This window comes from Arthrobacter sp. P1_B11, from assembly GCF_056406715.1.
Genome location: NZ_JBFTZQ010000005.1, coordinates 132,208 through 156,551 on the forward strand (window position 1 = coordinate 132,208; position 24,344 = coordinate 156,551).

At 66.2% G+C, this 24,344-nt stretch carries 19 protein-coding genes; 12 read left to right on the forward strand and 7 right to left on the reverse strand.

The annotated features are described in order from the left end of the window. Positions 1–39: 39 nt before the first annotated feature. Both metK and AC1D14_RS06125 read left to right on the forward strand, forming a co-directional pair. Complete coding sequence (metK, locus tag AC1D14_RS06120; RefSeq protein WP_230119679.1) at positions 40–1,275, forward strand: methionine adenosyltransferase; 1,236 nt, start codon at positions 40–42, stop codon at positions 1,273–1,275. A gap of 114 nt (positions 1,276–1,389) precedes the next feature. Beyond that, complete coding sequence (locus AC1D14_RS06125; protein ID WP_476881419.1) at positions 1,390–3,537, forward strand: primosomal protein N'; 2,148 nt, start codon at positions 1,390–1,392, stop codon at positions 3,535–3,537. Here the strand turns inward: AC1D14_RS06125 and AC1D14_RS06130 are convergent. From AC1D14_RS06130 to AC1D14_RS06140, 3 genes are read right to left on the reverse strand one after another with little or no spacing between them, the layout of a single operon-like run. Continuing rightward, entirely contained in the window at positions 3,534–4,619 is a 1,086-nt protein-coding gene (locus AC1D14_RS06130; protein WP_230119678.1) for a glycosyltransferase family 4 protein, read from the reverse strand. The two genes, AC1D14_RS06125 and AC1D14_RS06130, sit on opposite strands and share 4 nt — an antisense overlap. Then, positions 4,616–5,545 carry an alpha/beta fold hydrolase gene (locus tag AC1D14_RS06135; protein ID WP_230119677.1) on the reverse strand — a complete coding sequence of 310 codons (930 nt, stop codon included), beginning with the start codon at positions 5,543–5,545 and terminating at the stop codon, positions 4,616–4,618. Before AC1D14_RS06135 ends, AC1D14_RS06130 begins: the two co-directional genes overlap by 4 nt. A gap of 14 nt (positions 5,546–5,559) precedes the next feature. After that, a complete protein-coding gene (locus tag AC1D14_RS06140; RefSeq protein WP_230119676.1) occupies positions 5,560–6,429 on the reverse strand; it encodes an aldo/keto reductase in 870 nt (289 codons plus the stop codon). A gap of 132 nt (positions 6,430–6,561) precedes the next feature. Here AC1D14_RS06140 and AC1D14_RS06145 point away from each other — a divergent pair, with 132 nt between their 5' ends. After that, the gene (locus AC1D14_RS06145; protein ID WP_230119675.1) at positions 6,562–7,086 is read left to right on the forward strand and encodes a DUF6176 family protein; all 525 of its coding nucleotides are present in this window, start codon (positions 6,562–6,564) and stop codon (positions 7,084–7,086) included. On the opposite strand, the gene AC1D14_RS06150 is transcribed toward AC1D14_RS06145, so the two are convergent. After that, entirely contained in the window at positions 7,048–8,010 is a 963-nt protein-coding gene (locus AC1D14_RS06150; protein WP_230119674.1) for a sugar-binding transcriptional regulator, read from the reverse strand. The two genes, AC1D14_RS06145 and AC1D14_RS06150, sit on opposite strands and share 39 nt — an antisense overlap. A 137-nt stretch (positions 8,011–8,147) precedes the next feature. Between AC1D14_RS06150 and AC1D14_RS06155 the strand changes: the two genes are divergently transcribed. The 5 genes from AC1D14_RS06155 (at position 8,148) to AC1D14_RS06175 (ending at position 16,438) form a co-directional block, all read left to right on the forward strand. Further along, the gene (locus AC1D14_RS06155; protein WP_476875505.1) at positions 8,148–9,938 is read left to right on the forward strand and encodes a glycerol-3-phosphate dehydrogenase/oxidase; all 1,791 of its coding nucleotides are present in this window, start codon (positions 8,148–8,150) and stop codon (positions 9,936–9,938) included. A gap of 154 nt (positions 9,939–10,092) precedes the next feature. Beyond that, positions 10,093–10,839 carry an MIP/aquaporin family protein gene (locus tag AC1D14_RS06160; RefSeq protein WP_230119673.1) on the forward strand — a complete coding sequence of 249 codons (747 nt, stop codon included), beginning with the start codon at positions 10,093–10,095 and terminating at the stop codon, positions 10,837–10,839. Positions 10,840–10,901: 62 nt separating this feature from the next. After that, complete coding sequence (glpK, locus tag AC1D14_RS06165; protein ID WP_230119672.1) at positions 10,902–12,416, forward strand: glycerol kinase GlpK; 1,515 nt, start codon at positions 10,902–10,904, stop codon at positions 12,414–12,416. Between the two features lie 333 nt (positions 12,417–12,749). Next, positions 12,750–15,275: a leucine--tRNA ligase gene (gene leuS / locus AC1D14_RS06170; protein WP_230119688.1), complete on the forward strand. Its 2,526-nt coding sequence runs from the start codon at positions 12,750–12,752 to the stop codon at positions 15,273–15,275. Positions 15,276–15,331: 56 nt separating this feature from the next. Further along, complete coding sequence (locus tag AC1D14_RS06175) at positions 15,332–16,438, forward strand: DegV family protein (RefSeq protein WP_230119671.1); 1,107 nt, start codon at positions 15,332–15,334, stop codon at positions 16,436–16,438. A 24-nt stretch (positions 16,439–16,462) separates the two neighbouring features. Here AC1D14_RS06175 and AC1D14_RS06180 read toward each other — a convergent pair whose 3' ends face one another. Beyond that, a complete protein-coding gene (locus tag AC1D14_RS06180) occupies positions 16,463–16,948 on the reverse strand; it encodes a hypothetical protein (protein ID WP_230119670.1) in 486 nt (161 codons plus the stop codon). Positions 16,949–17,153: 205 nt separating this feature from the next. Here AC1D14_RS06180 and AC1D14_RS06185 point away from each other — a divergent pair, with 205 nt between their 5' ends. From AC1D14_RS06185 to holA, 3 genes are all read left to right on the forward strand, one after another. Beyond that, complete coding sequence (locus AC1D14_RS06185; protein ID WP_230119669.1) at positions 17,154–18,185, forward strand: ComEA family DNA-binding protein; 1,032 nt, start codon at positions 17,154–17,156, stop codon at positions 18,183–18,185. A gap of 157 nt (positions 18,186–18,342) precedes the next feature. After that, complete coding sequence (locus tag AC1D14_RS06190; protein WP_230119668.1) at positions 18,343–20,220, forward strand: ComEC/Rec2 family competence protein; 1,878 nt, start codon at positions 18,343–18,345, stop codon at positions 20,218–20,220. Continuing rightward, positions 20,154–21,170, forward strand: coding sequence for a DNA polymerase III subunit delta (holA, locus tag AC1D14_RS06195; protein WP_230119667.1), 1,017 nt, complete (start codon positions 20,154–20,156; stop codon positions 21,168–21,170). The genes AC1D14_RS06190 and holA overlap by 67 nt, the downstream gene beginning before the upstream one ends. A 112-nt stretch (positions 21,171–21,282) precedes the next feature. Here the strand turns inward: holA and rpsT are convergent, their stop codons facing one another. After that, positions 21,283–21,543 carry a 30S ribosomal protein S20 gene (gene rpsT, locus AC1D14_RS06200; protein WP_230119666.1) on the reverse strand — a complete coding sequence of 87 codons (261 nt, stop codon included), beginning with the start codon at positions 21,541–21,543 and terminating at the stop codon, positions 21,283–21,285. A gap of 201 nt (positions 21,544–21,744) precedes the next feature. Continuing rightward, on the reverse strand, positions 21,745–22,308 hold the full coding sequence (locus AC1D14_RS06205; RefSeq protein ID WP_230119665.1) for a type II toxin-antitoxin system PemK/MazF family toxin: 564 nt from the start codon (positions 22,306–22,308) through the stop codon (positions 21,745–21,747). A gap of 180 nt (positions 22,309–22,488) precedes the next feature. Between AC1D14_RS06205 and lepA the strand changes: the two genes are divergently transcribed. After that, positions 22,489–24,342, forward strand: coding sequence for a translation elongation factor 4 (lepA, locus tag AC1D14_RS06210; RefSeq protein WP_230119664.1), 1,854 nt, complete (start codon positions 22,489–22,491; stop codon positions 24,340–24,342). Positions 24,343–24,344: the final 2 nt, after the last annotated feature.

The following is a 24,344-nucleotide window of genomic DNA, read 5'->3' on the forward strand; positions in this document are numbered from 1 at the left end:
GCTGCCGCAGGCCCGTTTGCCAACAAGTAAGGTAGTTGAGTGACTTTACCGCTGCACATTCCTGAATCCCACGGGTCCGTACCCGCCCCGCTCCGGCTCTTCACGTCCGAGTCGGTGACTGAAGGCCACCCGGACAAGATCTGTGACCAGATCAGCGATGCGATCCTTGACGCCCTGCTGGCCAAGGATCCGGAGTCCCGTGTCGCCGTGGAAACCATGGCCACCACAGGCCTGGTCCACGTTGCCGGTGAGGTGACCACGGACGCCTATGTTGAAATTCCACAGATCGTCCGGGAAACCATCCTGGGGATCGGCTACGACTCATCCGCCAACGGATTCGACGGCGCCCGCTGCGGCGTGTCCGTGTCCATCGGCCAGCAGTCAAACGACATCGCCGGCGGAGTTTTCAATTCGCTGGAAGCCCGGGAAGGCCGTCAGGAAGACGACTACGACCTCCAGGGCGCCGGGGACCAGGGCCTCATGTTCGGCTACGCCAGCGACGAGACGCCGTCCTACATGCCCACGCCGATCTGGATCGCCCACCGGCTGTCCGAACGGCTTACCGAAGTCCGCAAGAGCGGCGAGCTCTCGTACCTCCGGCCCGACGGCAAGACCCAGGCAACGATCGGCTACGACGGCGACCGCCCGGTTTCTGTTGAGACCATCGTGATCTCCAGCCAGCACGCCGATGGATTCAGCCTCGACCAGCTCCGGGCCGACCTCGCGTCGCACGTGATTGATCCGGTGCTGGCCCTTGCGGACCTGGACATCTCCCGCACGGTCAACATTCTCAACCCTGCCGGCGCCTTCGTTATCGGCGGCCCCGTCGGCGATGCRGGCCTCACGGGCCGGAAGATCATCGTCGACACCTACGGCGGCATGGCTCGCCACGGCGGTGGCGCCTTCTCGGGCAAGGATCCGTCCAAGGTTGACCGCTCGGCCGCTTACGCCATGCGCTGGGTGGCGAAGAACGTCGTGGCCGCAGGGCTGGCCAAGCGCGCAGAGATCCAGATCGCCTACGCGATCGGCCAGGCCCGGCCGGTGGGCACTTACGTGGAGACGTTTGGAACCGAAACCGTTGATCCGGCCAAGATCAGCGCAGCGATCGCGGAGATTTTCGATCTCCGTCCCCGCGCCATCATCGACGCCCTCGACCTCAAGCGCCCCATCTATGCCAAGACGGCCGCGCACGGTCACTTCGGCCGCGACGATCCGGACTTCACGTGGGAGCGCCTGGACCGCGTGGACGACCTCAAGGCGTACTTCAACGCCTGAGCCGTTGGCCCGAAGCCGCCGGTGGCCTGAAATGTCGCACCCACGTGCTTGGCTGGTGGTTGATACAGGACGGAGGTAGGCGCCATGGCTTCGAAAGCAGCGGCTTCCAACAGCATGTCGTTCAACGCCGTCCAACCCGCGGCGGACGAGCCGCAGCAGCTGTCCCTGCTGCAGGGATTTCCGGCCAGTTCCAGAACTGCCACCGGACCGCCACTGGCGGCCAGCCTTCCGGTGGCCCGCGTCCTCATTGAATCGTCGCTGCCCCATCTGGACCGGCCCTTCGACTACAGCGTCCCCGCGGAACTGGATGATGCAGCCACGCCAGGCGTGCGGGTCAAGGTGAAGTTCAGCGGCCAGGAACTCAGCGGCTATATTCTCGAGCGGACCGCGGACTCCGACGCCGGCCATGATCTGGTACCGCTGCACAAGGTGGTGTCATCCGTTGCCGTGCTGACGCCCGGCCTGCAGGAACTCGCCGGCCGGGTCGCGGCACGGTATGCGGGGACGGTCAGCGACGTCCTGCGGGTAGCCATACCGCCCCGCGTGGTCAAAGTGGAGAAGGAGATTGCCGCCGGAGAGCCCCCTGCGCCGCAATCCGCTCCCGGGCCAGAAACCGGGTCACTGCCGCCATCACCCGCCCCCGGTCGGGGGTGGGTGGACTACCGGAACGGCAGTGCGTTCCTCCGCCACCTGAACGCCGGCGGCTCGCCGCGAGCGGCGCTCAGCGCCCTGCAGGGCTTCGGACCCCACGGCTGGCCGCGGCTCATCGCCGAGGCCGTGGCGGCTGTCCGGCAATCCGGACGCGGCGCGGTGGTTGTGCTTCCCGATTACCGGGACCTCGACAGGGTCCAGGCCGCCCTGGAGGAGCTCCTTCCTGCCGGTGACATCGCGCGGCTGACGGCGGACGACGGCCAGACGCCCCGCTACCGCAGCTACCTGCGCGTCCTCAACGGAACCGCCGGGGTCGCGGTGGGCACGCGCTCGGCGGCCTACGCGCCCGTCCGGAACCTGGGCCTCGTCGTGTGCTGGGACGATGGAGACGACCTCCACATCGAGCAGCGTTCTCCGTATGCCCACACCCGGGAAGTGCTCCTGCTCCGGGCGGAGCAGGACGCCGCCGCTTGCCTGCTGGCAGGGCACACGCGCAGCACCGAGGCGCAGCGCCTCGTGGAAGCAGGCTGGGCCATGCCCGTGGAAGCCGAACGCTCTGTGGTCCGACGCACTGTTCCGCGTGTCCTCAATACTGCCGACAGCTTTGAGCAGGAGCGCGACCCCCTGGCCCGGATCGCACGGCTGCCCGGAGCGGCGTGGCGGACGGCCAAGGAAGGCCTGGAACGCGGGCCCGTCCTGGTCCAGGTCGCCCGCTCCGGCTACGCGCCGTCCCTTGTGTGCGACACCTGCCGTGAGCCGGCCCGCTGCCAGTCCTGCCAGGGACCTCTGGCGATTGCCGGAGCCTCCGGCAGTTCCGCCGTGCCGCAGTGCCGGTGGTGTTCGACTCCGGCACCAGCCTGGCGCTGCAGCCATTGCAACAACACGAGGCTGCGCCGCGGTGCCACCGGAGTTCTCCGCACGGCGGAGGAGCTGGGCAGGGCTTTCCCCGGCAAAGCCGTCGTGACGTCGTCGGGTGACCACGTCAAAGCGACCGTTCCCGATACCGGGTCACTCGTGGTGGCCACCGTGGGCGCCGAGCCGGTTGCGGCCGGAGGCTACGCCGCCGCCCTGCTGCTCGACGGCGACTCCCTCCTCAGGCGCGAAAACCTCCGGGCCGGGGAAGACGCCGTCAGGCGCTGGTTCAACGCCGCGGCCCTGGTGCGCCCTGCGACGGAGGGCGGCATCGTGGTCATCACCGCCGACGACACCGCAGCTGTGGGGGCGCTGCTGCGGTGGGACGCCTCCGGCTATGCGCAGCGGGAACTGGCGCTGCGCACCGAACTTCTGCTTCCCCCGGCGGTCAGGGTCGCTTCCGTGACAGGCGGGCGCACCGCCGTCGGGCATTTCACGTCTTCAGTCACCGCGCTTCTGGCGGCGGAAGGGGTGGTGTTGCGCGTTGCCGGTCCTGCGCCGCTGCTGCCTGGACAGCAGCCGGCAGCGGGGAAGACCGCGGCGAATGCCGCCAGCGAGGACGTCCGCAATCTCCTCTTCATTCCCTACAGTCAGGCCGGCATTGTCACCCGCCTCCTCAGATCAGTAAAAGCCGCCAGCGCGGCAAAGCGCACTGACGATCCCGTGCAGCTGCGGCTCGACGGCGTGGACGTCCTCTAACGGGTACGCCTGCCGCGAAGAGCCACGACCTCCGCGGCCACGTCCACGAGCTGCCGCGCGGAGGCGTCCCAGCTGAAATCGTTGGCCCGTTCCACCGAGCGCCGTGACACCTCCTGCCAGTGCCGGTCGTCGTCGAGGCCGCGGGCCGCGGCGGCAAATGCAGCAGCCGAATCCGGATCCACATAAGTGGCAACGTCGGCACCCACCTCGCGGAAGATCGGAATGTCGCTGGCAATGACCGGCGTGCCCAGTGACATGGCCTCAACCAGCGGCAGGCCGTACCCCTCCGCCTTCGAGAGGCTGACGAGGGCGGTGGTCCGTTTGAGCAGTCCGGTGTATTCGTCGTCGGTCACGCCGTTGTGAAAGACCACCTTCGCACCCGCCGGGATGAGGGCCTCCAGCTCGGCCCGGCGCTGCGGAGTGACCCGGCTCAGCAAGTGCAGCGTGTACTCAGGAAGTTCGGCCATGCCGGCCAGCATGGTCTCAACGTTCTTGTACGGCATGAACGAGCCCATGTAGAGCAGCGTCTTCTCAGCCCCCGCCGTCGGGTCGCGGGGCTCTTGGGCCGGCTGCGGCGCGTTGCTGACAATCCGCACCGGGCGGCTGGTCAGCCGGTACTTGGCCACGAGGGCTTCTGTGGTGCGGCTGATGGTGGCCACCACGTCCGCCCGGTTGAGCAGGAGCCGCTGGGGCCAAAATGCCTTGTGGTAGAGCCGCCACAGGATCCGGACCGGAGCGGGCAGGAAGCCCGGCGGCGCCGGGTGCTCGTAATAGATCATGTCGTGCAACGTGAGCACCAGCCCGTACTTGCGGCCCCACGTGCCCATGGTCTGCATGGGGCAGACCACCACGTCGGCGCCCAGCTCGTTGACCTTGCTGGCCACAAAGAGTTCAGCGGGGGAAAGCGGGCTGTTGATCAGGGTGTACGGCACGTCCGGCAGCAGGGCCAGCTGCTTGGGATCGCTGATGAGCATGGAAACGTCCGCGATTTTCGAGGCAGCGGCGATGAGGCTGGCGCCGTAGCGGCTGATGCCGTCATGGTGGTCCGTCCGCGTGAAGCGGGCGTCGATGACAATTTTCACGCGGCGTGGTCCTTAAGGAAACGGCGGATGAATCCTGCGGCGGGTTCCGGGGTTTCGTAGTGGATCAGATGCCCGACGCCGGGGATCACCTCCAGCGTTCCGTCCGGAAGGAGAGCGGCGAGTTTGTGCTGGTCACGGAGCAGGGCGATTTCGTCCTTTTCTCCGGCCACGAGAAGTACGGGCAGCGTCAGCTTTGCGGCCACCTCTGAAACGTTGCTGCTGACGGACGCCGTGAAGGATTCCAGCAGACTCTCGCGGTTGGCGAACGCGCTGAAGTAGGCATGGTGCTGGCCGTGGATGAAGCGCAGGAGTTCCTTGTCCTTGGTTTTCGCCATGGCCACGCTCATGACCCTGACGATGAGCCGGCTGCGCAGCAGGAGCAGCCCCAGGGTGTGGGGGAGCCGGGCAGAGACACGGTAATACAGCACCGCCAGCCGGGTCATGAGGCCCTTGGGCCCCTCCAGGGCTGGTGCTGCAATGGGATTGACCAGTATCAGCGGGCGGACCGCCTGCGGGTGATCGGCTACAAAGTGGGCTGCGATGATGGAACCGAATGAGTGCCCCAGCAGGACGGTGTCCGGCCCCAGGCCGAGAGCTTCCATGAAATCGCCGATGAACTGTCCGTAGCGGCGGACACTGTGTTCGCCGTCGACAAATGCCTCAGAGCTGCCGAACCCGGGAAGGTCCGGCATGATCAGGCGCATGTCGGGCAGCTGGTCCGCCACGCGCAGCAGCCCGTGGTGATCGCCGCGGAAGCCGTGGATGACGAGGATGGTGCGTGTTTCCGGTGTTGTCCGCACCGGCTCGTAGGTCCAGTACGCCACAGTGCCGCCGCGGAGACCGACGTCCGATGCCCTGGTCCGGGCAGCAAGGCTACTGCTGAAGAAGGACGGCGTGGTTGACGGCTCGGAGTCTGCTGTTCTCATGTGCTGGGGTGATCCTAGTTGACGTTGTCGGGGTGGGAGCCGGTGCGGTGGCCGCGGTCCAGGCCGGCGATGTCCGCCATGTCCAGGGCGGACAGTTCGAACCTGTAGATATCGAGGTTCTCCCTTATCCGGTCCCAGGAGCTTGCCTTGGGGATGGCGATGTTGCCCAGCTGCAGGTGCCACCGCAGAATGATCTGGGCCGCCGTCACCTCGTGTTCGGCTGCGAGCGCCAGGATGTCGGGATCCTCCAGGACCTGACCGCGGCCCAGCGGGCTCCATGCTTCCGTAAGAATGCCCAGCTCGCGGTGCTTTTCCCTCAGTTCTCCCTGCTGAAGCCATGGATGAAGCTCAATCTGGTTGACTGCGGGCACCACCTCTGCTGTCTCCAGCAGCCGGTCCAGATGCTGCGGCTGGAAGTTGGAAACGCCGATCGCGCGCACCTTGCCCTCGCGGTAGAGCGTTTCCAGCGCTCGGTACGTTTCCTGGAACAGTCCCCGCTTGGGGCAGGGCCAGTGGATGAGGTACATGTCCACGTATTCAAGGCCCAGGTTGATCATTGAGGTGTCGAAGGCCCGCAGCGTGGCATCGTAGCCCTGATCATCGTTCCAGACCTTCGTGGTGATAAACAGGTCTTCCCTGGAGGTTGGCGGAGCGGATTCGCCTGATCCGCCCGGGGCAGCCTCCACCCCGCACAGCGAAACGATTCCGCGTGCCACACCGGATTCATTGCCGTACATCGCCGCCGTGTCGAAATGCCGGTATCCCGCTTCGAGGGCCGTGGCCACCAGCCTCGGAGTGTCCTCCCGCGGGACCTTGTAGAGCCCGTAGCCCAACTGGTCGATCAGCACGCCGTTGTTCAGGCTGAGCCGGGGTGAGGTATTCATGGCTATGACTCTACCGATATGGCTCCGGATGACAGCAGAGGAGGCGAAATTAAAGCGTGCCACGGGCGGGAATATGCCCCGGAAACAGGACATTTCGGGATCCGGCCAGGACCCGTATGTGACGATGAAGGCATGACCGAGCCAGTACCGCATATCCCGTTCACGCCAGTGCCCCGGTTTGGATTCGAGGGTCACCGAATGCCGTCCTCGGTTCCGCAAGGATTGCGCCTCGAGCTCAGCCGGGCCCCGGTCATTCCGGGCAAGGAGGACGAGTTTGAGCAGTGGATGCAGATGCTCAACGATCGCTATGACGAGAACCTGCCTGCGCTGCCGGCCGAACGTGCGGTCTTCGAAGCGACGTTTCGCCATACCGAGGCGGACGGCTCAGTCTGGATTTATCACCTGAGCCTCATGGGGGCCGGCGGCGGCGGTTTCGATGAGTCGATTCCCATTGATGCCGAGCATGCGGCGTACAGCCGACGGGTAAAGCAGCGCGGCTGGGAAGAACTGACGCCCAAATTTATGCTCACCCCCAACCATCTGCGAGAAGCGATGACGGAATGGGGACGGACCGGTACAACGGAGTCAGCTGGCCAGGGCTCCTGTGCCCAGTGCGGGTCAGTTTCCGCTGTCGAAACTGACAAGCCGGCGGGCTGACGCCTCGTCGAGGATCAGGTCGGTGGCGAGGCCGGCGGCCAGGGCGCCGCGGAGCCCGTTGATTTTGGATGCGCCGGACACCACACAGATCCGCCGGCGCACCTGGCGCAGCTGGTCGAGCGAGGGCCCGGTGGACCGTTCGTTCAGCGTGATGCCGTCCGAGGAACCGTCGGCCCGGAAGAAGACGGTGGCAACGTCGCCCACCACGTCGGAGCTGGCGAGGACGTTCAGGTCGTCCTCGTCGAGGTAGCCTCCGGCGTAAACATGGCTGGGATAGTCCGCGTCCACGGATCCGACACCGAAAATGGCGATGCTCATGCGTGCCTGCAGGTCAAGGATGCGCTGCACGCTCCGTTCATTCCACATGGCCGTCTTGGTGGCTGCGTGGTCGAAAAAAGCCGGTACCGGAAACTGTTCCACCCGGGCGCCGTAGGCACTGCCGAAGCGGCGCATGATGTCGCTGGCATAAGTGATGCCTGTGGTTTGCATGTTGCCGGCCCCGTTCAGCTGCACGACGACGGTGTCGTGCGTGATCTTTCGGGTCAGGTGCCTGCTCACGGCGCTCAGCGTGCTGCCCCAGGCGACGCCAATGATCGCATTTGAATCCACGAGTGGACCGATGGTCCGGGCGGCCTGCATGGCCACGCGGTCCAGTGTTTCCGCCTCATTCAGTGTGTCCAGCACGGGCACCACGTGCACATCCACCCTGTACTGGGACCGGATCAGCCGCTCCAATTCCGGCCCGGTGTCCAGCGGGCTGCGGATCTGGATCTGGACCAGTCCCGTGTCGCGGGCTGTTGAAAGGAGCCTCGACACCGTGGACCGGGACGTCCGAAGTTCCCGCGCGATGGCGTCCATGGTGAGGTCCTGGAGGTAATAGAGCTGGGCAGCCCGGAGGGCTTCGGAATGGCGGGGACGCGGCATGTCACTTTCCGTTCTGCACGTTTGTGCATAGTGCTTGACTCCATTTTCCATTACTTCGAAGAATAGTGGTGAAAGGCGGCGCGCCCTTACGGCGTGCCGCTTAGATCAGCCCAAGGACCAAACCCAAAGGAGCAGTTTTGGGACTCAAGGATTCACCCGGCCATCCGTTCAAATCCAGCGGAGGGGGCACTGAAGCACGTGCCTCTGTGGCAAGCCTCCGGCAGCGGCCCAACGCCCGCGTTCTGATCGTCGGCGGCGGCATCAACGGCGTTGGCACCTTCCGCGATCTCGCCCTTCAGGGTGTGGACGTGGCGCTGGTGGAACGCGGCGACTACTGCCAGGGCGCCAGTGGCGCATCCTCGCACATGATCCACGGCGGCATTCGCTACCTCGAAAACGGCGAGTTCCGTCTCGTGAAGGAATCCGTGGTGGAGCGCAACCGCCTTCTGCGGATCGCGCCCCACTACGTCAAGCCGCTGCAGACCACCATTCCGATATTCAGCACCTTCTCCGGAGTTCTCGCCGCACCCCTGCGCTTCCTCACCCACAAGCAGCAGGGCAAACCGAAGGAGCGCGGTGCTTTCCTCATCAAGCTTGGGCTCAGCCTGTACGACTCCTTTTCCCGCGACGGAGGCAGCGTCCCCCGCCACCAGTTCCGCGGGCGCAAGAAAGCGCTGGCCGAACTTCCCCTGCTGCACCCCGGCGTCAAATACACGGCCACCTACTTCGACGCCTCCGTCCACAACCCCGAACGCCTCACTCTCGACGTCCTCCAGGACGGCGAGAAAGCTGGCGCAGCGGAGGCGGCGGGCAGCGCCCGTGCCAGCAACTACCTCTCCCTGGCATCGGTCAAGGGCAACGCCCCCGGGTCCAGCACGGTGGAGCTGCGCGACGAGCTGACCGGGGAAGTCTTCGACTTCACCGCGGACGTCATCATCAACACCACGGGGGCCTGGGTCGACCTCACCAACCAGGCGATGGGCGCCGCGTCATCCTTCATGGGCGGCACCAAGGGATCACATATCGTCCTTGACCACCCGGGCCTGCTGGCGGCATGCAACGGCCGCGAAATCTTCTTTGAACACACGGACGGCCGGATTGTGCTGATCTACCCCATGGGAGACCGCGTCCTGGTGGGCACTACCGACGTCGACGCCGACATGTCCGAGGATGCCGTCTGCACTGAAGCCGAGATTGACTACTTCTTCGACCTCATAGGCCATGTCTTCCCGGACATCGCGGTGAACCGGGACCAGATCGTCTACACCTTCTCGGGGGTCCGCCCCCTGCCGAAGCACGACGCCACCCAGCCCGGCTTCGTTTCCCGCGATTACCGCATCGAACGGCGGACGCCGGAAGCCGGCGGCAGCGGCGCCGTCGTACTCAGTCTTGTGGGCGGCAAATGGACCACGTTCCGGGCGCTGGCCGAGCACCTGAGCAACGATGTCCTCGCCGAACTGGGCATGGAACGGAAGGTCTCGACGGCGAAACTCGCCATCGGAGGCGGCGCCGGCTTCCCGGACACGGACGCGGGAATCCAGCAGTGGATCAAGGCCCATATGAACGGCTCACGCGACGCCGACAGGGTGTCCGGACTCCTCACCAGGTACGGCACGCGTGCCGGGGAAGTCATCCGCCACCTCGACGCCGGCCCGGACAGCCTGCTGCATTCCACCCGCGAGCTCAGCGTCCGCGAACTGGAATTCATGGCAGCCAACGAGCAGATTGGCCACCTCGTGGATGTCTTGATCCGGCGGACCTCCCTCGCGTTCCGCGGACTGGTCACCGGTGAGCTTTTGAACGAGGTCGCAGACCTGCTGGCCGAGCCGCTCGGCTGGGATGCGGCGGACCGCGCCGCGGAGATCCACCACGCGCAGGAGGTGCTCAAGCGAAACCACGGCGTCGAGGTCCACAGCCTGGTCGCCTAAGACCTGGTGTCCGGGCAGGGCAGCCCGGGCGCAAGGGCAGGGACGGGTCCCGTGGCGGACCTGTCCCGGCCGCCGCCGTCAAGGCCAAAGCATTGGCGGCACAACCGTCCTTCAAACTCGCGAAGGACTGACAACAGAAAACAAGGAGTCAAAGATGTCTCTTGGATTGGTTTTTCTTTCCGAAGTCTTCGGAACCGGCATGCTGACCCTCCTGGGTTGCGGCGTCGTGGCCAACGTCGCACTCAAGGGCACAAAGGGCAACAATGGCGGGTTCCTCATGGTCACGTGGGGATGGGGCATCGCCGTTTTCTGCGGCGTGTACGTCGCCGCCCACTCCGGCGCCCACCTGAACCCGGCCGTCACCCTGGGCCAGCTCGTTCACCGCAACGCCGAATACGCCCCCGGCGTCCCGGTAGACGCTGCCTCCACCTTCACCTACTTCGGCGGGGAGCTCCTCGGGGCCTTCCTGGGCGCCGTGGTCACCTGGCTGGCGCACAAGCAGCACTTCGACGTCGAACCTGAGCCAGCCAGCAAGCTCGCGGTATTTTCCACCGGCCCGGCCATCCGCTCGACGCTCTGGAACCTGATCACCGAAATCATCGGCACCTTCGTGCTGGTCTTCGTGATCCTCACCTTCGGCGGGACCCCCTCGGGGCTTGGCCCGCTGGCTGTAGCCCTTCTGGTGGTCGGCATCGGCGTGTCCCTCGGCGGCCCCACGGGTTATGCGATCAACCCGGCCCGTGACCTCGGACCGCGCATCGCCCACGCCATCCTGCCCATCAAGGGCAAGGGCTCCAGCGACTGGAGCTACTCCTGGATTCCGGTGGTCGGCCCCCTGATCGGCGGAACGCTGGCAGGCCTGGCCGGTCTGCTCCCGATTGTGTTCAACGCCGCCACCTGATCCGAATGACAGCAGCCCCCTGATTCACAGCACTTTTCCTTCACAACGACAAGGACGTCATCATGAGCCAATACGTAATCGCCATCGACCAGGGCACCACCAGCACCCGCGCCATCGTGTTTGACCACAGCGGCAACATCGTGTCTTCGGGCCAGATGGAGCATGAGCAGATTTTCCCGCAGGCGGGCTGGGTGGAGCACGATCCCGCCGAGATCTGGAACAACACCCGCGAGGTGATTGGATCCGCGCTCTCCAAGGCGAACCTGACCCGGCACGACATCGCCGCAGTCGGCATCACCAACCAGCGTGAAACCGCAGTGGTCTGGGACAAGACCACCGGCGAGGCCGTCTACAACGCCATCGTTTGGCAGGACACGCGGACCCAGCCGATCGTGGATGAACTCGCGAAGGAAGGCGGAGCCGAGCGCTTCAAGCAAAAGGTGGGCCTGCCGCTGGCAACCTACTTCTCGGGCACGAAGATCAAGTGGATCCTGGACAACGTCGAAGGCGCCCGGGAAAAGGCCGAGGCCGGAAACCTGGTCTTTGGAAACACGGACTGCTGGGTGCTGTGGAACCTGACCGGCGGCGTGGACGGCGGCGTGCACGTCACCGATGTCACGAACGCTTCCCGGACGCTGTTCATGGACCTGGAATCGCTGCAGTGGGACGAAGAGATCCTGCGCATCTTCGGTGTTCCGGCGTCCATGATGCCGGCCATCAAGTCCTCCTCCGAGGTCTACGGCACCGTCCACACCTCGCAGCTGCTGCGGGAAGTTCCCGTGGCGGGCATCCTGGGCGACCAGCAGGCTGCCACGTTCGGTCAGGCCGCGTTCCAGACTGGTGAGGCCAAGAACACGTACGGCACCGGCTGCTTCCTCATCTTCAACACCGGCGAGGAGATCGTCCACTCCAAGAACGGACTGCTCACCACCGTGGGGTACAAACTGGGGGACGCAGCGCCGCACTACGCGCTGGAAGGGTCCATCGCCGTCACCGGCTCGCTCATTCAGTGGCTGCGCGACAACCTCGGCATGATCAGCACGGCGCCGGAGGTGGAGACCCTCGCTGCCTCGGTGAAGGACAACGGCGGCGTGTACATCGTTCCGGCCTTCTCGGGCCTGTTCGCGCCGTACTGGCGGTCAGACGCCCGTGGCGCCATTGTGGGTCTGACTCGGTTCGTCAACAAGAGCCACATCGCCAGGGCGGCCCTGGAGGCCACCGCCTTCCAGACCAGGGAGGTGCTGGATGCGGTCAACGCCGATTCCGGCGTTCCGCTCACCGAGCTGAAGGTCGACGGCGGCATGGTCGCCAACGATGCGCTCATGCAGTTCCAAGCGGACATCCTGGGCGTCCCCGTTATCCGTCCGAAGGTGGTGGAGACCACCGCACTCGGCGCGGCCTACGCGGCCGGCCTTGCCGTCGGGTTCTGGAAGGATCTCGACGAGCTGTCGGCTAACTGGTCCGAGGACAAGCGGTGGGAGCCGGCGCTGGAGCAGGCCGAGCAGGACCGCCAGATGCGGCTATGGAAGAAGGCCGTGACCAAGTCCATGGACTGGGTCGACGAGGACGTGAAGTAGGCCCAGGCAAGCCGTACCAGAACCAGGGGCCGGCCGTCTCTTTGGAGGCAGCCGGCCCCTGGTGCTGCGGGCGTCCGCGTCACATCACCGGCGGTGGTGGAGCGCAGAAATGGCGGCGTCGGTGCCGTCGCCCGTACCGTGCGCTAGAGTAGCTTTATGCGTGCGATCCTTCTGCTTAGCTAGCCGCCCGGTATCCCGGACATACGGACTACCGAGCGGCCGCCCCTCCATGTGGAGGGGCTTTTGTGTGTCCGGGACGCATTCCCGGCAGGCGGCGGGGGATCAGACCGTTGTGACAGGACAGACGTCATGACAGAACAGAAGAGGGCAGCAGTGAGCGTTCAGCCGGAGACCGAGACCGGAACAACAGCAGGTGCAGCGGAAAGCCCCGAGGAGGGCGCTTACAGCTTCGCGGCCATGGAGGCCCGGTGGCCACAGGTGTGGGAGGATCTCAAGGTCTTCACGCCTGCCGACGACGGTTCCCGGGAGCGCCGCTACGTCCTGGACATGTTCCCCTACCCTTCGGGCGACCTGCACATGGGCCACGCCGAGGCCTTCGCCATGGGCGACGTCGTGGCACGCTACTTGCGCCAGAAGGGCTACGACGTCTTGCACCCCATCGGCTGGGATTCCTTCGGCCTGCCGGCCGAGAACGCGGCGATCAAGCGCAACGCGCACCCGAGCGAGTGGACGTACGCCAACATCGACACGCAGGCCGCGTCGTTCAAGCGCTACGCCATCTCCGCTGACTGGTCCCGCCGCCTGCACACCTCCGATCCGGAGTACTACCGCTGGACCCAGTGGCTGTTCAAGCGCTTCTACGAGCGCGGCCTCGCTTACCGCAAGGACTCACCGGTCAACTGGTGTCCCAAGGACCTGACCGTGCTGGCCAACGAGCAGGTAGTCAACGGCGCCTGTGAGCGCTGCGGCACGGCCGTGACCAAGAAGTCGCTGAACCAGTGGTATTTCAAGATCACGGACTACGCGGACCGGCTGCTGGACGACATGTCCGAGCTGCAGGGGCACTGGCCCGAGCGAGTACTGGCGATGCAGCGAAACTGGATCGGCCGCTCGGAAGGCGCGCATGTCCGCTTCGTGATCGAGGCGTCTGACGGACGAGCCGAGCGTGACGTCACCGTCTTCACCACGCGTCCGGACACCCTGTACGGGGCCACGTTCTTTGTGGTGGCCGCTGACGCGCACCTGGCCCTGGACCTGGTTACCCCTGAACACCATGACGCACTTATGGCTTACCGCGAAAAGGTCAAGGCCCTTTCGGACATCGAACGCCAGTCCACCGAGCGGGATAAGACCGGTGTGTTCACCGGCCGCTACGCCATCAATCCTCTCAACGGTGAAAAGCTGCCCGTCTGGGCAGCGGACTACGTCCTGGCCGACTACGGCACGGGCGCCATCATGGCCGTCCCCGCGCACGACCAGCGCGACCTCGACTTCGCCAAGGAGTTCGGCCTGCCTGTGCGCGCGGTGCTGGACACCGGCGAGGAGGATCCGGCCGTTTCCGGCAAGGCAACGGCCGGGGAAGGCACGCTGATCAACTCCGGTCCTCTCGACGGCCTGCCCAAGGCAGAGGCCATTCCAGCCGCCATCGGTATCCTCGACAGGCAGGGCACCGGCGAGAAGTTCGTGAACTTCCGGCTGCGTGACTGGCTCCTGAGCCGCCAGCGGTTCTGGGGCACCCCGATCCCCATCATCCACTGCGCCGAATGCGGCGAAGTGCCGGTACCCGACGAGCAACTCCCGGTTAGGCTTCCCGAAGACCTGCGTGGCGAGGCACTGTCTCCGAGAGGCACCTCCCCGCTGGCCGCGGCGGCCGAATGGGTCAACGTCGACTGCCCGAACTGCGGACGTGCAGCCCAGCGGGACACGGACACCATGGACACCTTCGTGGACTCGTCCTGGTACTTCCTGCGCTTCGTCTCCCCGCACTACACCGACGGTCCGTTCGATCCTGCGAAGATCAACGAGTGGATGCCGGTCGGGCAGTATGTCGGCGGCGTCGAGCACGCCATCCTGCACCTGCTCTACGCCCGCTTCTTCACCAAGGTCATTCATGACATGGGCCTGCTGGCCGCCGACGAGCCCTTCAGCGCGCTGCTGAACCAGGGCCAGGTGCTCAACGGAGGCAAAGCAATGAGCAAGTCGCTGGGCAACGGAGTGGACCTGGGCGAACAGCTGGATAAGTTCGGCGTGGACGCCGTGCGTCTCACGATGATCTTTGCGTCACCGCCCGAGGACGACGTGGACTGGGCCGATGTCTCGCCCTCGGGCTCGGCCAAGTTCCTGGCGCGTGCCTGGCGCCTCGGCCAGGACGTCACGAGTGCCCCCGGTGCGGACGCCAGCACGGGCGACCGTGCGCTCCGCACCGTCACGCACCGGACCATCGCCGACGCCGCGGAACTGCTGGACAACAACAAGTTCAACGTGGTGGTGGCCAAGCTCATGGAGCTGGTCAACGCCACCCGCAAGACCATCGATTCCGGTGCCGGCGGCGCTGACCCTGCGGTCCGCGAGGCCGTCGAGGCGGTGGCTGTCATCCTCAGCCTCTTTGCTCCCTACACGGCCGAAGACCTGTGGAACGTCCTGGGCCACCCCGCCTCCGTGGCCAACGCGGGCTGGCCCGCGCACGATGACGCCCTGCTCGTGCAGGACACCATCACCGCCGTGGTCCAGGTCCAGGGCAAGGTCAGGGACCGGCTCGAGGTGTCGCCCGGCATCTCGGAGGATGAGCTGCGTGAACTGGCGCTGGCCTCGGAGAACGTCCAGCGTGCCCTCGACGGCCGTGGGATCCGCACGGTCATCGTGCGGGCACCTAAACTGGTCAACATCGTCCCGGCCTAGGCGGGGTTCCGGCCGCCGGTACTTCCGGCGGCCGGCCTAATTGCAGGAGGTGTGCCGTGATTGACCGCGAGCCGGCAGCCTGGCTGTGGTTGAAAGACCACCTGGCCCGCCTCCGCCAAGCCACCGTCCCGGGACCGGTGCCGCCTGCGGCGGAACCCGCCGTCGTCGTGCGTACCGCCGTCGTGACGGACTCTGCCGCGGCGCTTCCAGCTGACTGGGTGCGCGGTTTTTCCCTTGACGGCCGGCTGGCGGTGGTCCCGATGCCCGTCATGGTGGGTGCGGAAATCTACGGCGAGGGTGAGGACGATATCGCCGACACCATCGCGGTGGCACTCGCCGCGGCTACGCCGGTGAAGACCTCCCGGCCATCGCCCGGGCAGTTTGAGCAGGCGTACCTGGCGGCCGAACGGCGCGGCTATGAGGCTGTGGTGTCCATCCATATTTCCGGTGACCTCTCGGGCACGGCGGAGTCGGCGCGCCTGGCTGCCGCCCGTGTCGGGATCCCGGTGGAGGTGCTGGACACCCGGACGGTCGGCATGGCGCAGGGGCTGGCGGTGCAAGGCGCCGTGGTTGCCGCCGCTGACGGCCGCAGTGCCGCTGAAGTGCGGAAGTTCGCCGAGGAGCGCCTCGCGAAGACCAAGGTGTACTTCTATGTTCCGAGCCTGGAACAGCTGCGCCGCGGCGGACGGATCGGTGCCGCCGCGTCGCTTTTGGGCACCATGTTCTCGATCAAGCCGATTCTTGCAGTCGACGGCGGCAAAATCGTGCCGCTCGAGAAGATCCGATCCGCCGCGAGGGCCGTCGCCCGGCTGGAGGAAATCGTGGTGGCTGACGCCGCGGCCAGGCCGCAGGGGGAGGCCAGGCTGGCCATCCACCACTTCGGAAACCGGGCCGAGGCCGAGGTCCTTGCCTCCCGGCTCGCGGTGGCCCTGCCGGACACTCCGCCGGCGCAGATCAGCTCCCTCCCGGCCGTGCTCGCAGCCCACGCCGGACTCGGTGTCCTTGCCGTGATAGTCGGTGAAAGCACTACGTCGGCTGTGGCTGCACTCAGCCCGGTGCCGGCTTCCGGCCATGTTGCTGCGGCACCGGGACGCCTGGCGGATGGGGCGAGTCCAGCGCATCCGGAACGCACGGCTGATCCGGCCGCGGGAAAGAGCAGCTGAAAGCGCTTCTCACACCGGCGGAGTTCAGCCGTTTTTCGCGGGCTTCAAAACAACCGTCCAGCTGCCATCGGTTCGGGTAGAGGAGCACTCGAACGGTATGGGGCTGGAATTGCCGCCGTCGGTGTAGGAGCCGGCCGTGTCGAAGGTGCCGTCCGGCTTTTTGATCGTTGACTTCGTCCCGGGGCTGATGGTGGCGGTGGGGTACTTCTCAGTGAGCCGCATTTCGCAGACGGTGTTGGCCTCATCCACCAGCTCGGCGTCCTGCCCGGTGAGGGCATTCTGCGTGGGTGAGGCTTTCTGCGTGGGTGAGGTCACCTGGGTGCCGTCCGTGGCCTGGGTCGGCGCGGAAGGCTCAACGGACGCCCTGTCCTTTGCCCCTGCGTCCTCGCTTGCCCGGAATGCCTGGGTTGCCACGACGATGGCGATAACGGCAAGCAGGACAACGATTGCCGCGCCGATAGTCACGGTGCGCTTGCGGCTGGATTGGGCCCTCGGCGTCTCAGTGCTCATGGAAGAACCTCTCTCGAACCGGACCGGCTCATCACCGGTGAGGAGCAGGCGCGCCAATACTGCACCCGGCAGCGCACCTGCGTCGAATAATATCCGGTAGACCCTGCGATTTGGTTGGGACCACACGAACTGGCGGTTTGAGGCTATCCACATACGAGCGGCCCGCGCTGGTGGCACGGATGCCGGGTCGCCTACGGTGGAAGGCATGTCACGCCGGACCGCTGGACCTGCAGCCAGCGATCCGTCGCGCAGCCCGGCAGGCCTGCGTCCGCCCGAGGGGGCCGAGCCGGCGGCCCCTGCCTCGAGCCGGCAACCCGCCAGCCGCCTGGCGGCGAGGCTCGGTGCCCCGCAGGTCGGTGATCCCTTCACGGAGCGTGCCGGGCTGCTGGAAATGGGGGACGGCCGGGGATTCTCCTACCGTAGCGGAGACAGGGCAGCCCGTGACTTCCGGGATTCCCCCGCCTCCCACCCTTCCGGCACGGCCGAAGCCCGTGTCAGGTGGCGCCTGGGGGTCCGGGCCGCGGTGCTGCTGGGCATCATGTCATTGCTAGTAGGTGGTTGGTTCTGGTGGCGGGTTGCGGCCACGGAACCGGAAGTTGTCCCCTTGGGCGCCGTGACGACAGGGGTCGCGGCCACGCCTGATGCGGGTGCGGGCGGCGCGGAAGAGGACGTCAGCGACGACGCCGGCGGTCCGGCCGAATCCGGAGGCCCCGGATCTGGCCCGGCCTCGGACGCTCCTTCCGGAAGCGTGGTTGTACACGTTGCCGGCGCCGTGAAGAGAACCGGCGTGGTGAAGGTTCCGCGGGGCGGCCGGGTCCACGAGGCGATTGCGGCAGCCGGCGGCGGAACTGCGGACGCGGACCTTAACCGGCTCAACCTTGCTGCGGAACTGGAAGATGGCGAGAAGATCTACGTCCCACGCCGAGGGGAAGCAGCACCGCCCGAAGCAGTGCCGCAGGGGGCGCAGCCTGGCGGATCGGGATCGGGTTCTTCAGGGACCGGGTCCGGTGCGTCCGCAGCGGGAGGCAGGAGCGGCAGCACCGCGGCCAAAACCAACCTGAACAGTGCAAGCGCCGAGGAACTGGGAAGCCTGCCGCGGGTGGGTCCGGTGCTCGCCCAACGCATCGTTGACTGGCGCGCGGAGCACGGCCCGTTCAAGACAGTGGAGGAGCTTGACGCCGTGGACGGAGTAGGACCCAAAATGCTGGAAACGCTGCTCCCGCTGGTGACGGTCTGAGATGGACGGCAACCCTGCACGGAGGACCAGTAGATGGCACCGGTACGTGGAGGCGGCCGTCAGCCCGGCTTTCGGCGAACCGGCTGCCGGAGGCCCGCCCCGGCGCTCCGGCTTCCATCCGCCACCGTCCAATGGAGGGCCTCCGGCGGCTTCCGGAGTGGTTGGTTCCGGTGCGGTTGCTTCGGGACCGGTCCGGGCGACGGGTCCGCTTGGCCCAGCCCTCCTGCAGGGAATCCGGGACCAGCTGCGGGCACGGCTGTTGCCCGAGCAGCGAGCCACCGATTCGGCCGACGAGAGACGGCGACGGCTTGACCTCCGGCTGGTCCCGCCTGCCTTAGTCGTGTGGGCGGCTGCGGGAGCCGGCCTCTGGCTTAATCCGGCCTGGCTCCTTGGCCTGTGCTGTGCCCTGGCGGCGGGCGCCGGCGTCCTGCTCCTCCGTATTCTCCGGCGCCGCAAGGCGGGAGGGCGCCCTCACCGGAGCTTCCTGCTGACGATGATGGCGGCCCTGCTTTTGGCCGTGGCCGCCGCAGCCCACTCGGCTGTCTCCTCGGCGCAGAAGCATGACGGTCCGGTGGCAGGAGCCATTGCGGCACGCGCGTCCGTTGTGGCGGAAGTGGAAATAGCCGGCGCCCCGCACGCCCTCAGAAGGCCGGGGGCGTCCGGATTGTCCGAACGCTGGGCGGTCAATGCCACGGTCAAATCACTGACCGCCCGGGGCCAGCTGCTGCGGGCCGGCGCCGCGGTGGTCATCATGGGCGGGGAGGACTGGCAGCGTGTGGTCCCCGGCCAGCTGGTCCGTGCTGCCGGGAAGCTGCGCCCTCCCGATGCCGGAAAGGTGGAGGCCGGCATCCTTGCTGCGTCCTCGGCTCCCGTAACCATCAGGGCCGCGGACGTTTGGACGGCAGAACCTGCATCACTGGGCAGGCGATTCGCGGGGGCTGCCGCCTGGTTGGACGCCGATGCCAGAGGACTCCTGCCAGGCATGGTCACGGGTGACGCCAGCGGACTCGATGAACAGCTGAAAACAGCCATGAAGACTGTAGGACTGACCCACTTGACGGCCGTGAGCGGGGCGAACTGCAGCCTGATCCTGGGCGCCCTGCTCCTCGCGGCCCGCAGCCTCCGCCTCGCCAGGGTTCCGGCCGCGGCGCTTGCCCTGGCCGGCCTCGGACTGTTTGTGCTGATGGTGGGGCCGGATGCCAGCGTGCTGAGGGCCGCACTGATGGGGGCCATCGCCTTGGCTTCTCTTGCCGGCGGAAGAACCGGACGCGGCCTGAGCTTCCTGTGCCTGGCTGTCATCGGCCTCCTGCTCATAGACCCGGGACTCGGCACGAGCTTCGGATTCCTGCTGTCCGTACTGGCCACACTCGGCATCATCGTGCTGGGGCGGCAGATCGCGGACTGGATTCCGCGCGCCGTCCCGCGCTGGGTGGCCGCGGGCCTCGCCGTGCCTTTGTCGGCCCAACTGCTGTGTGGGCCTGTCGTCGTCCTGCTGCAGCCCCAGTTCGCCACCTACTCGCTGCCGGCCAATGTACTCGTGGCGCCGCTCGTTGCCCCGGTCACTATCCTGGGAACCGCTGCGGTGCCCCTGGTGCCGCTTGTTCCGTGGCTGGCCACGGCACTGATCGGCGTTGCCGGCTTCTTCGCGTCAGGCGTCGCCGGGGTGGCCAGGTTCGCCGCCGGTTTTCCCGGTGCGGCTCCGCCCTGGCCCGAGGGGGCGTTCGGGCTGCTCACCATGGTGCTGTTTTCTGCCTTGACCTTGATTGCCGTCTGGCAGGCTGCCCACCCGGCCCAAACACGAGGGCTCATTTTTGCCGCCCACCGCGCCACTGCAGCTTCGCTGGAGCAGGTGCTTCAACGAAGGACCCGACGGCGCGGCTCGGCCCGCTCCGCCCGGCGCGGCTTGGTGCAGCCGTTGCGCCGTGGCAGGCTTAGAGTCTGCAATCCGTATCCCGGGAGGAACCAACAGTGGCCGCTGCCCAGCCCCAACGATCCAAGACGTCGGCGACGAATTCGGCCACCTGGCGGGACGTGACGCCAGCGGGAGTGGTGCTGATCACGGGTCCGGAGGAATACCTGGGCATCCGTGCCATGGACCGGGTCCGCTCGCAGGTCCGGGCCGCCGCTCCGGACGTCGAGCTCTCCCGGCTCAACGCAGGAAATTATGAGCCCGGGTCGCTCGCCATGAACGTCAGTCCGTCCCTGTTCGGAGAGAGCAAGCTGATCGAGGTCGAAGGCCTGGAGTCGATGAACGACGCTTTTCTCGCTGACGGACTGACGTATCTGGCTCGCCCGGAACAGGACGCGGTTCTGGTCCTTCGGCACGGCGGGGGAGTCCGTGGCAAGAAGCTCTTGGACGCGGTCAAAGCAGGGGGATGGCCTGTTGTTGACTGCCAGCCGCTGAAGAAGGATGCGGAGAAGACCGCGTTCGTGGTGTCGGAGTTCAAGGCAGCATCCCGGCGCATCGAACCTGAAGCGGTGCAGTCCCTCGTGAACGCCGTTGGCGCCAGTCTGTCCGAACTCGCTGCGGCCTGCAGCCAGCTTATTTCCGACGCCTCGACGGCGGTGGACGCAGAAATGGTTGAGCGCTATTACGGCGGCCGGATCGAGGCCACCGCTTTCAAAGTGGCGGACGCAGCCATGGCCGGCAACGGGCCGGTGGCGCTGTCCACCCTGCGCCATGCTCTGGCCACGGGGGCTGACCCGGTTCCGCTGGTGGCGGCACTGGCCGCGAAGCTGCGGACCGTCGCCAAAGTAGCCGGCGCCCAAGGGTCCTCAGCGCAGATTGCCAAACACCTCGGCATGCAGCCGTGGCTCGTGGAACAGGCGCAGCGTGACGTCCGGAGATGGACGCCTGAAGGCCTGGCCCGTTCCATCCAGGTGACGGCAGAGGCCGACGCGCAGGTCAAGGGCCTCTCGCGTGACCCCGTCTACGCGGTGGAGCACGCTGTCACGGTGATCTCGACGGCTGCCCGCCGCCGCTAACCACCGCTCGCCGCCACCGTCACCGCCGCCGGAGGGGCTGGGCACGTTAAAGAGATGTGGCCGGCACCAATGGTGCCGGCCACAAGCATCAGTTCAGTTGAACTGGAAAACCTTAGAGTGCGTTGACCTTCTTGGAGATCGCCGACTTGCGGTTTGCAGCGTTGTTCTTGTGAAGAACACCCTTGCTGACAGCCTTGTCCAGCTTACGGCTGGCAGTAACGAGCGCAGTAGCAGCGGCATCCTTGTCGGTGGACTCAACGGCTGTGTTGACGGCGCGGATGGCCGTCTTCAGCTCGGACTTGACTGCGTTGTTGCGCAGGCGAGCCTTTTCGTTGGTCAGGATGCGCTTCTTCTGGGACTTGATATTTGCCACGTGTGAACTCTCTTTTTAATGCGGAAATGGTCTAGAGGGCTTTCAGGTTGGCCATTGACTGAGCGGCGTGGGGATACCTATGGCGACCAACCATGAGTGGCCGTCGACCTGCACGGACACACAGCTATGAATAGTAGCAGAATCCGTGCTGAAGACGCCATTTGTCCAGCTCCGGCGCGCCCAATCATCGATTCCGGGACATCACTTCCAGCCGTGGTGTTCCCTCAACGCATCGGCCACCAGGAAAAATTGGCTCCGGTCCAGAACTGCGCCCTCCCGCCTGATGTCCGAAGGGCGGATCTGGAGGACGCGGTTGAGTTTGGCCTCGCTGGGACGCCATTGCCGGTCCCACGGCCCTCTGCCGATGTCGACGTAGTCGCGGCTCCCGCGTGGATGGCCGTCGTGGTCCTTGCTGGTCAGCATCAGGCCGAGCAGATAGCGTCCGTGGTTTCCAACCAGCAGGACGGGGCGGTCCTTCCCGCGGGAATGGTCCTCTTCATAGGGGACCCAGGTCCACACCACCTCACCGGGATCGGGCCGGCCATCGGGGGAGGGGGAGTATCGCAGGGCCGCCGTGCCGCGGAAATCGCCCGGATATGGGGCCGACAAGCCCGCGGTTCCCGCCCGGGCACCCGCCTGCCCCGGTGCGTTGTTCCTCCCGGGCCGCGGTGTCCCCTTCGGGTCCGGCTTCCGGGCTGGGGAGCCGGCGAGGAAGCGAAGCGAAGCCCGGACGGCGTTGCCGAGGGTACGGAAGTTCAGAGCCATGCCGGCAACGATACCGCCGCCCTGTCAGTGCGCCCAGGACACCCACATCTGTGTGGCATGCGGAATGTACGGCGGGGGGCCCGAACGTGGGAGACTAGAGGTTCAGATATGCGGCAGCATCAGGATGGCCCGAGTACGGCCGGAATGACGCCGCGGAAATGCCAACAGTAAGGACCCTGCGTGTCTCCCATGGCCCGCACCGCCCCGGTGCCCGCCGCGACAGATCCGGCCATCATTCGGAACTTCTGCATCATTGCGCACATTGACCACGGTAAATCCACCCTGGCCGACCGCATGCTGCAGTACACCGGCGTCGTTCAGTCCCGCGACATGAAGGCCCAGTATCTGGACCGCATGGATATCGAACGTGAGCGCGGCATCACCATCAAGTCGCAGGCTGTCCGGATGCCGTGGGAAGTTGAGGGCACCAGCTACGCCCTGAACATGATTGACACGCCCGGCCACGTCGACTTCACCTACGAGGTCTCCCGATCGCTGGCCGCCTGCGAAGGCGCAGTCCTGCTCGTGGACGCGGCTCAGGGCATCGAGGCCCAGACCCTCGCCAACCTGTACCTGGCGATGGAGAACAACCTCACCATCATTCCGGTCCTCAACAAGATCGACCTCCCCGCGGCCCAGCCCGAGAAGTACGCGGCGGAACTCGCCAGCCTCATCGGCGGCGACCCGGACGATGTGCTCCGTGTCTCGGGCAAGACCGGCGCTGGCGTCGAGGTTCTGTTGGACAAGATCGTGCGAGATCTGCCCGCCCCCGTAGGCGATCCCAACGCCCCTGCCCGCGCCATGATTTTCGACTCTGTCTACGACACCTACCGCGGTGTCGTCACGTACGTCCGCGTGGTTGACGGCATGCTGCACCCGCGTGAGCGGATCCAGATGATGTCCACCCGCGCCACCCACGAACTCCTCGAGATCGGCGTGAGCGCCCCGGAGCCCACACCCTCCAAGGGCCTGGGCGTCGGCGAAGTGGGCTACCTGATCACCGGCGTGAAGGACGTCCGCCAGTCCAAGGTCGGCGACACCGTGACCAACCTGGCCAAGCCTGCCGCGGAGTCCCTCAGCGGCTATGCCGACGCCAAGCCCATGGTCTTCTCCGGCCTCTATCCGCTGGACGGCACCGACTACCCGGTGCTCCGCGATGCGTTGGAGAAGCTGATGCTCAACGACGCCGCGCTGATCTATGAGCCGGAAACCTCGGCCGCGCTGGGCTTCGGATTCCGTGTGGGCTTCCTGGGGCTGCTGCACCTGGAAATCACCCGTGAGCGCCTCGAACGCGAGTACAAGCTGGATCTGATCTCCACTGCCCCCAACGTGGAGTACGAAGTGACACTGGAGGACAAGAAGGTCGTCCATGTCACCAATCCCAGTGAATACCCCACCGGCAAGGTCGCTGAAGTCCGCGAGCCGATGGTGTCTGCCACCATTCTCGCCCCGAACGAGTTTGTCGGGGCCATCATGGAGCTGTGCCAGAGCCGCCGTGGCGTCATGGGCGGCATGGACTACCTCTCCGAGGACCGGGTGGAAATCCGGTACCGCCTGCCGTTGGCCGAAATCGTCTTTGACTTCTTCGACATCCTCAAGTCCAAGACGCGCGGCTACGGCTCGCTTGACTGGAAAGCCGACGGCGAGCAGGTGGCCGATCTGGTCAAGGTGGACATCATGCTCCAGGGCGAACAGGTGGATGCCTTCAGCGCCATCACCCACCGGGACAAGGCGTACGCCTACGGCGTGATGATGACCGGCAAGCTGCGCGAACTCATTCCCCGCCAGCAGTTCGAGGTGCCCATCCAGGCGGCCATCGGTTCCCGGATCATCGCCCGCGAAAGCATCCGCGCCATCCGCAAGGACGTCCTTGCCAAGTGCTACGGCGGTGACATCACCCGCAAGCGCAAACTGCTGGAAAAGCAGAAGGAAGGCAAGAAGCGCATGAAGATGGTGGGCCGTGTGGAAGTGCCGCAGGAAGCCTTCATCGCGGCTCTCACCACGGACGAATCCAAGGACAAGGCCAAGAAGTAGTG

Bases quoted from the DNA above. Each gene is read 5' to 3' on its own strand.
- AC1D14_RS06125 (WP_476881419.1), top strand. From the start codon at position 1,390: ATGTCGTTCAACGCCGTCCAACCCGCGGCGGACGAGCCGCAGCAGCTG.
- AC1D14_RS06135 (WP_230119677.1), bottom strand. From the start codon at position 5,545: ATGAGAACAGCAGACTCCGAGCCGTCAACCACGCCGTCCTTCTTCAGC.
- AC1D14_RS06140 (WP_230119676.1), bottom strand. From the start codon at position 6,429: ATGAATACCTCACCCCGGCTCAGCCTGAACAACGGCGTGCTGATCGAC.
- AC1D14_RS06145 (WP_230119675.1), top strand. From the start codon at position 6,562: ATGACCGAGCCAGTACCGCATATCCCGTTCACGCCAGTGCCCCGGTTT.
- AC1D14_RS06150 (WP_230119674.1), bottom strand. From the start codon at position 8,010: ATGCCGCGTCCCCGCCATTCCGAAGCCCTCCGGGCTGCCCAGCTCTAT.
- AC1D14_RS06160 (WP_230119673.1), top strand. From the start codon at position 10,093: ATGTCTCTTGGATTGGTTTTTCTTTCCGAAGTCTTCGGAACCGGCATG.
- glpK (WP_230119672.1), top strand. From the start codon at position 10,902: ATGAGCCAATACGTAATCGCCATCGACCAGGGCACCACCAGCACCCGC.
- AC1D14_RS06180 (WP_230119670.1), bottom strand. From the start codon at position 16,948: ATGAGCACTGAGACGCCGAGGGCCCAATCCAGCCGCAAGCGCACCGTG.
- AC1D14_RS06185 (WP_230119669.1), top strand. From the start codon at position 17,154: ATGTCACGCCGGACCGCTGGACCTGCAGCCAGCGATCCGTCGCGCAGC.
- AC1D14_RS06205 (WP_230119665.1), bottom strand. From the start codon at position 22,308: ATGGCTCTGAACTTCCGTACCCTCGGCAACGCCGTCCGGGCTTCGCTT.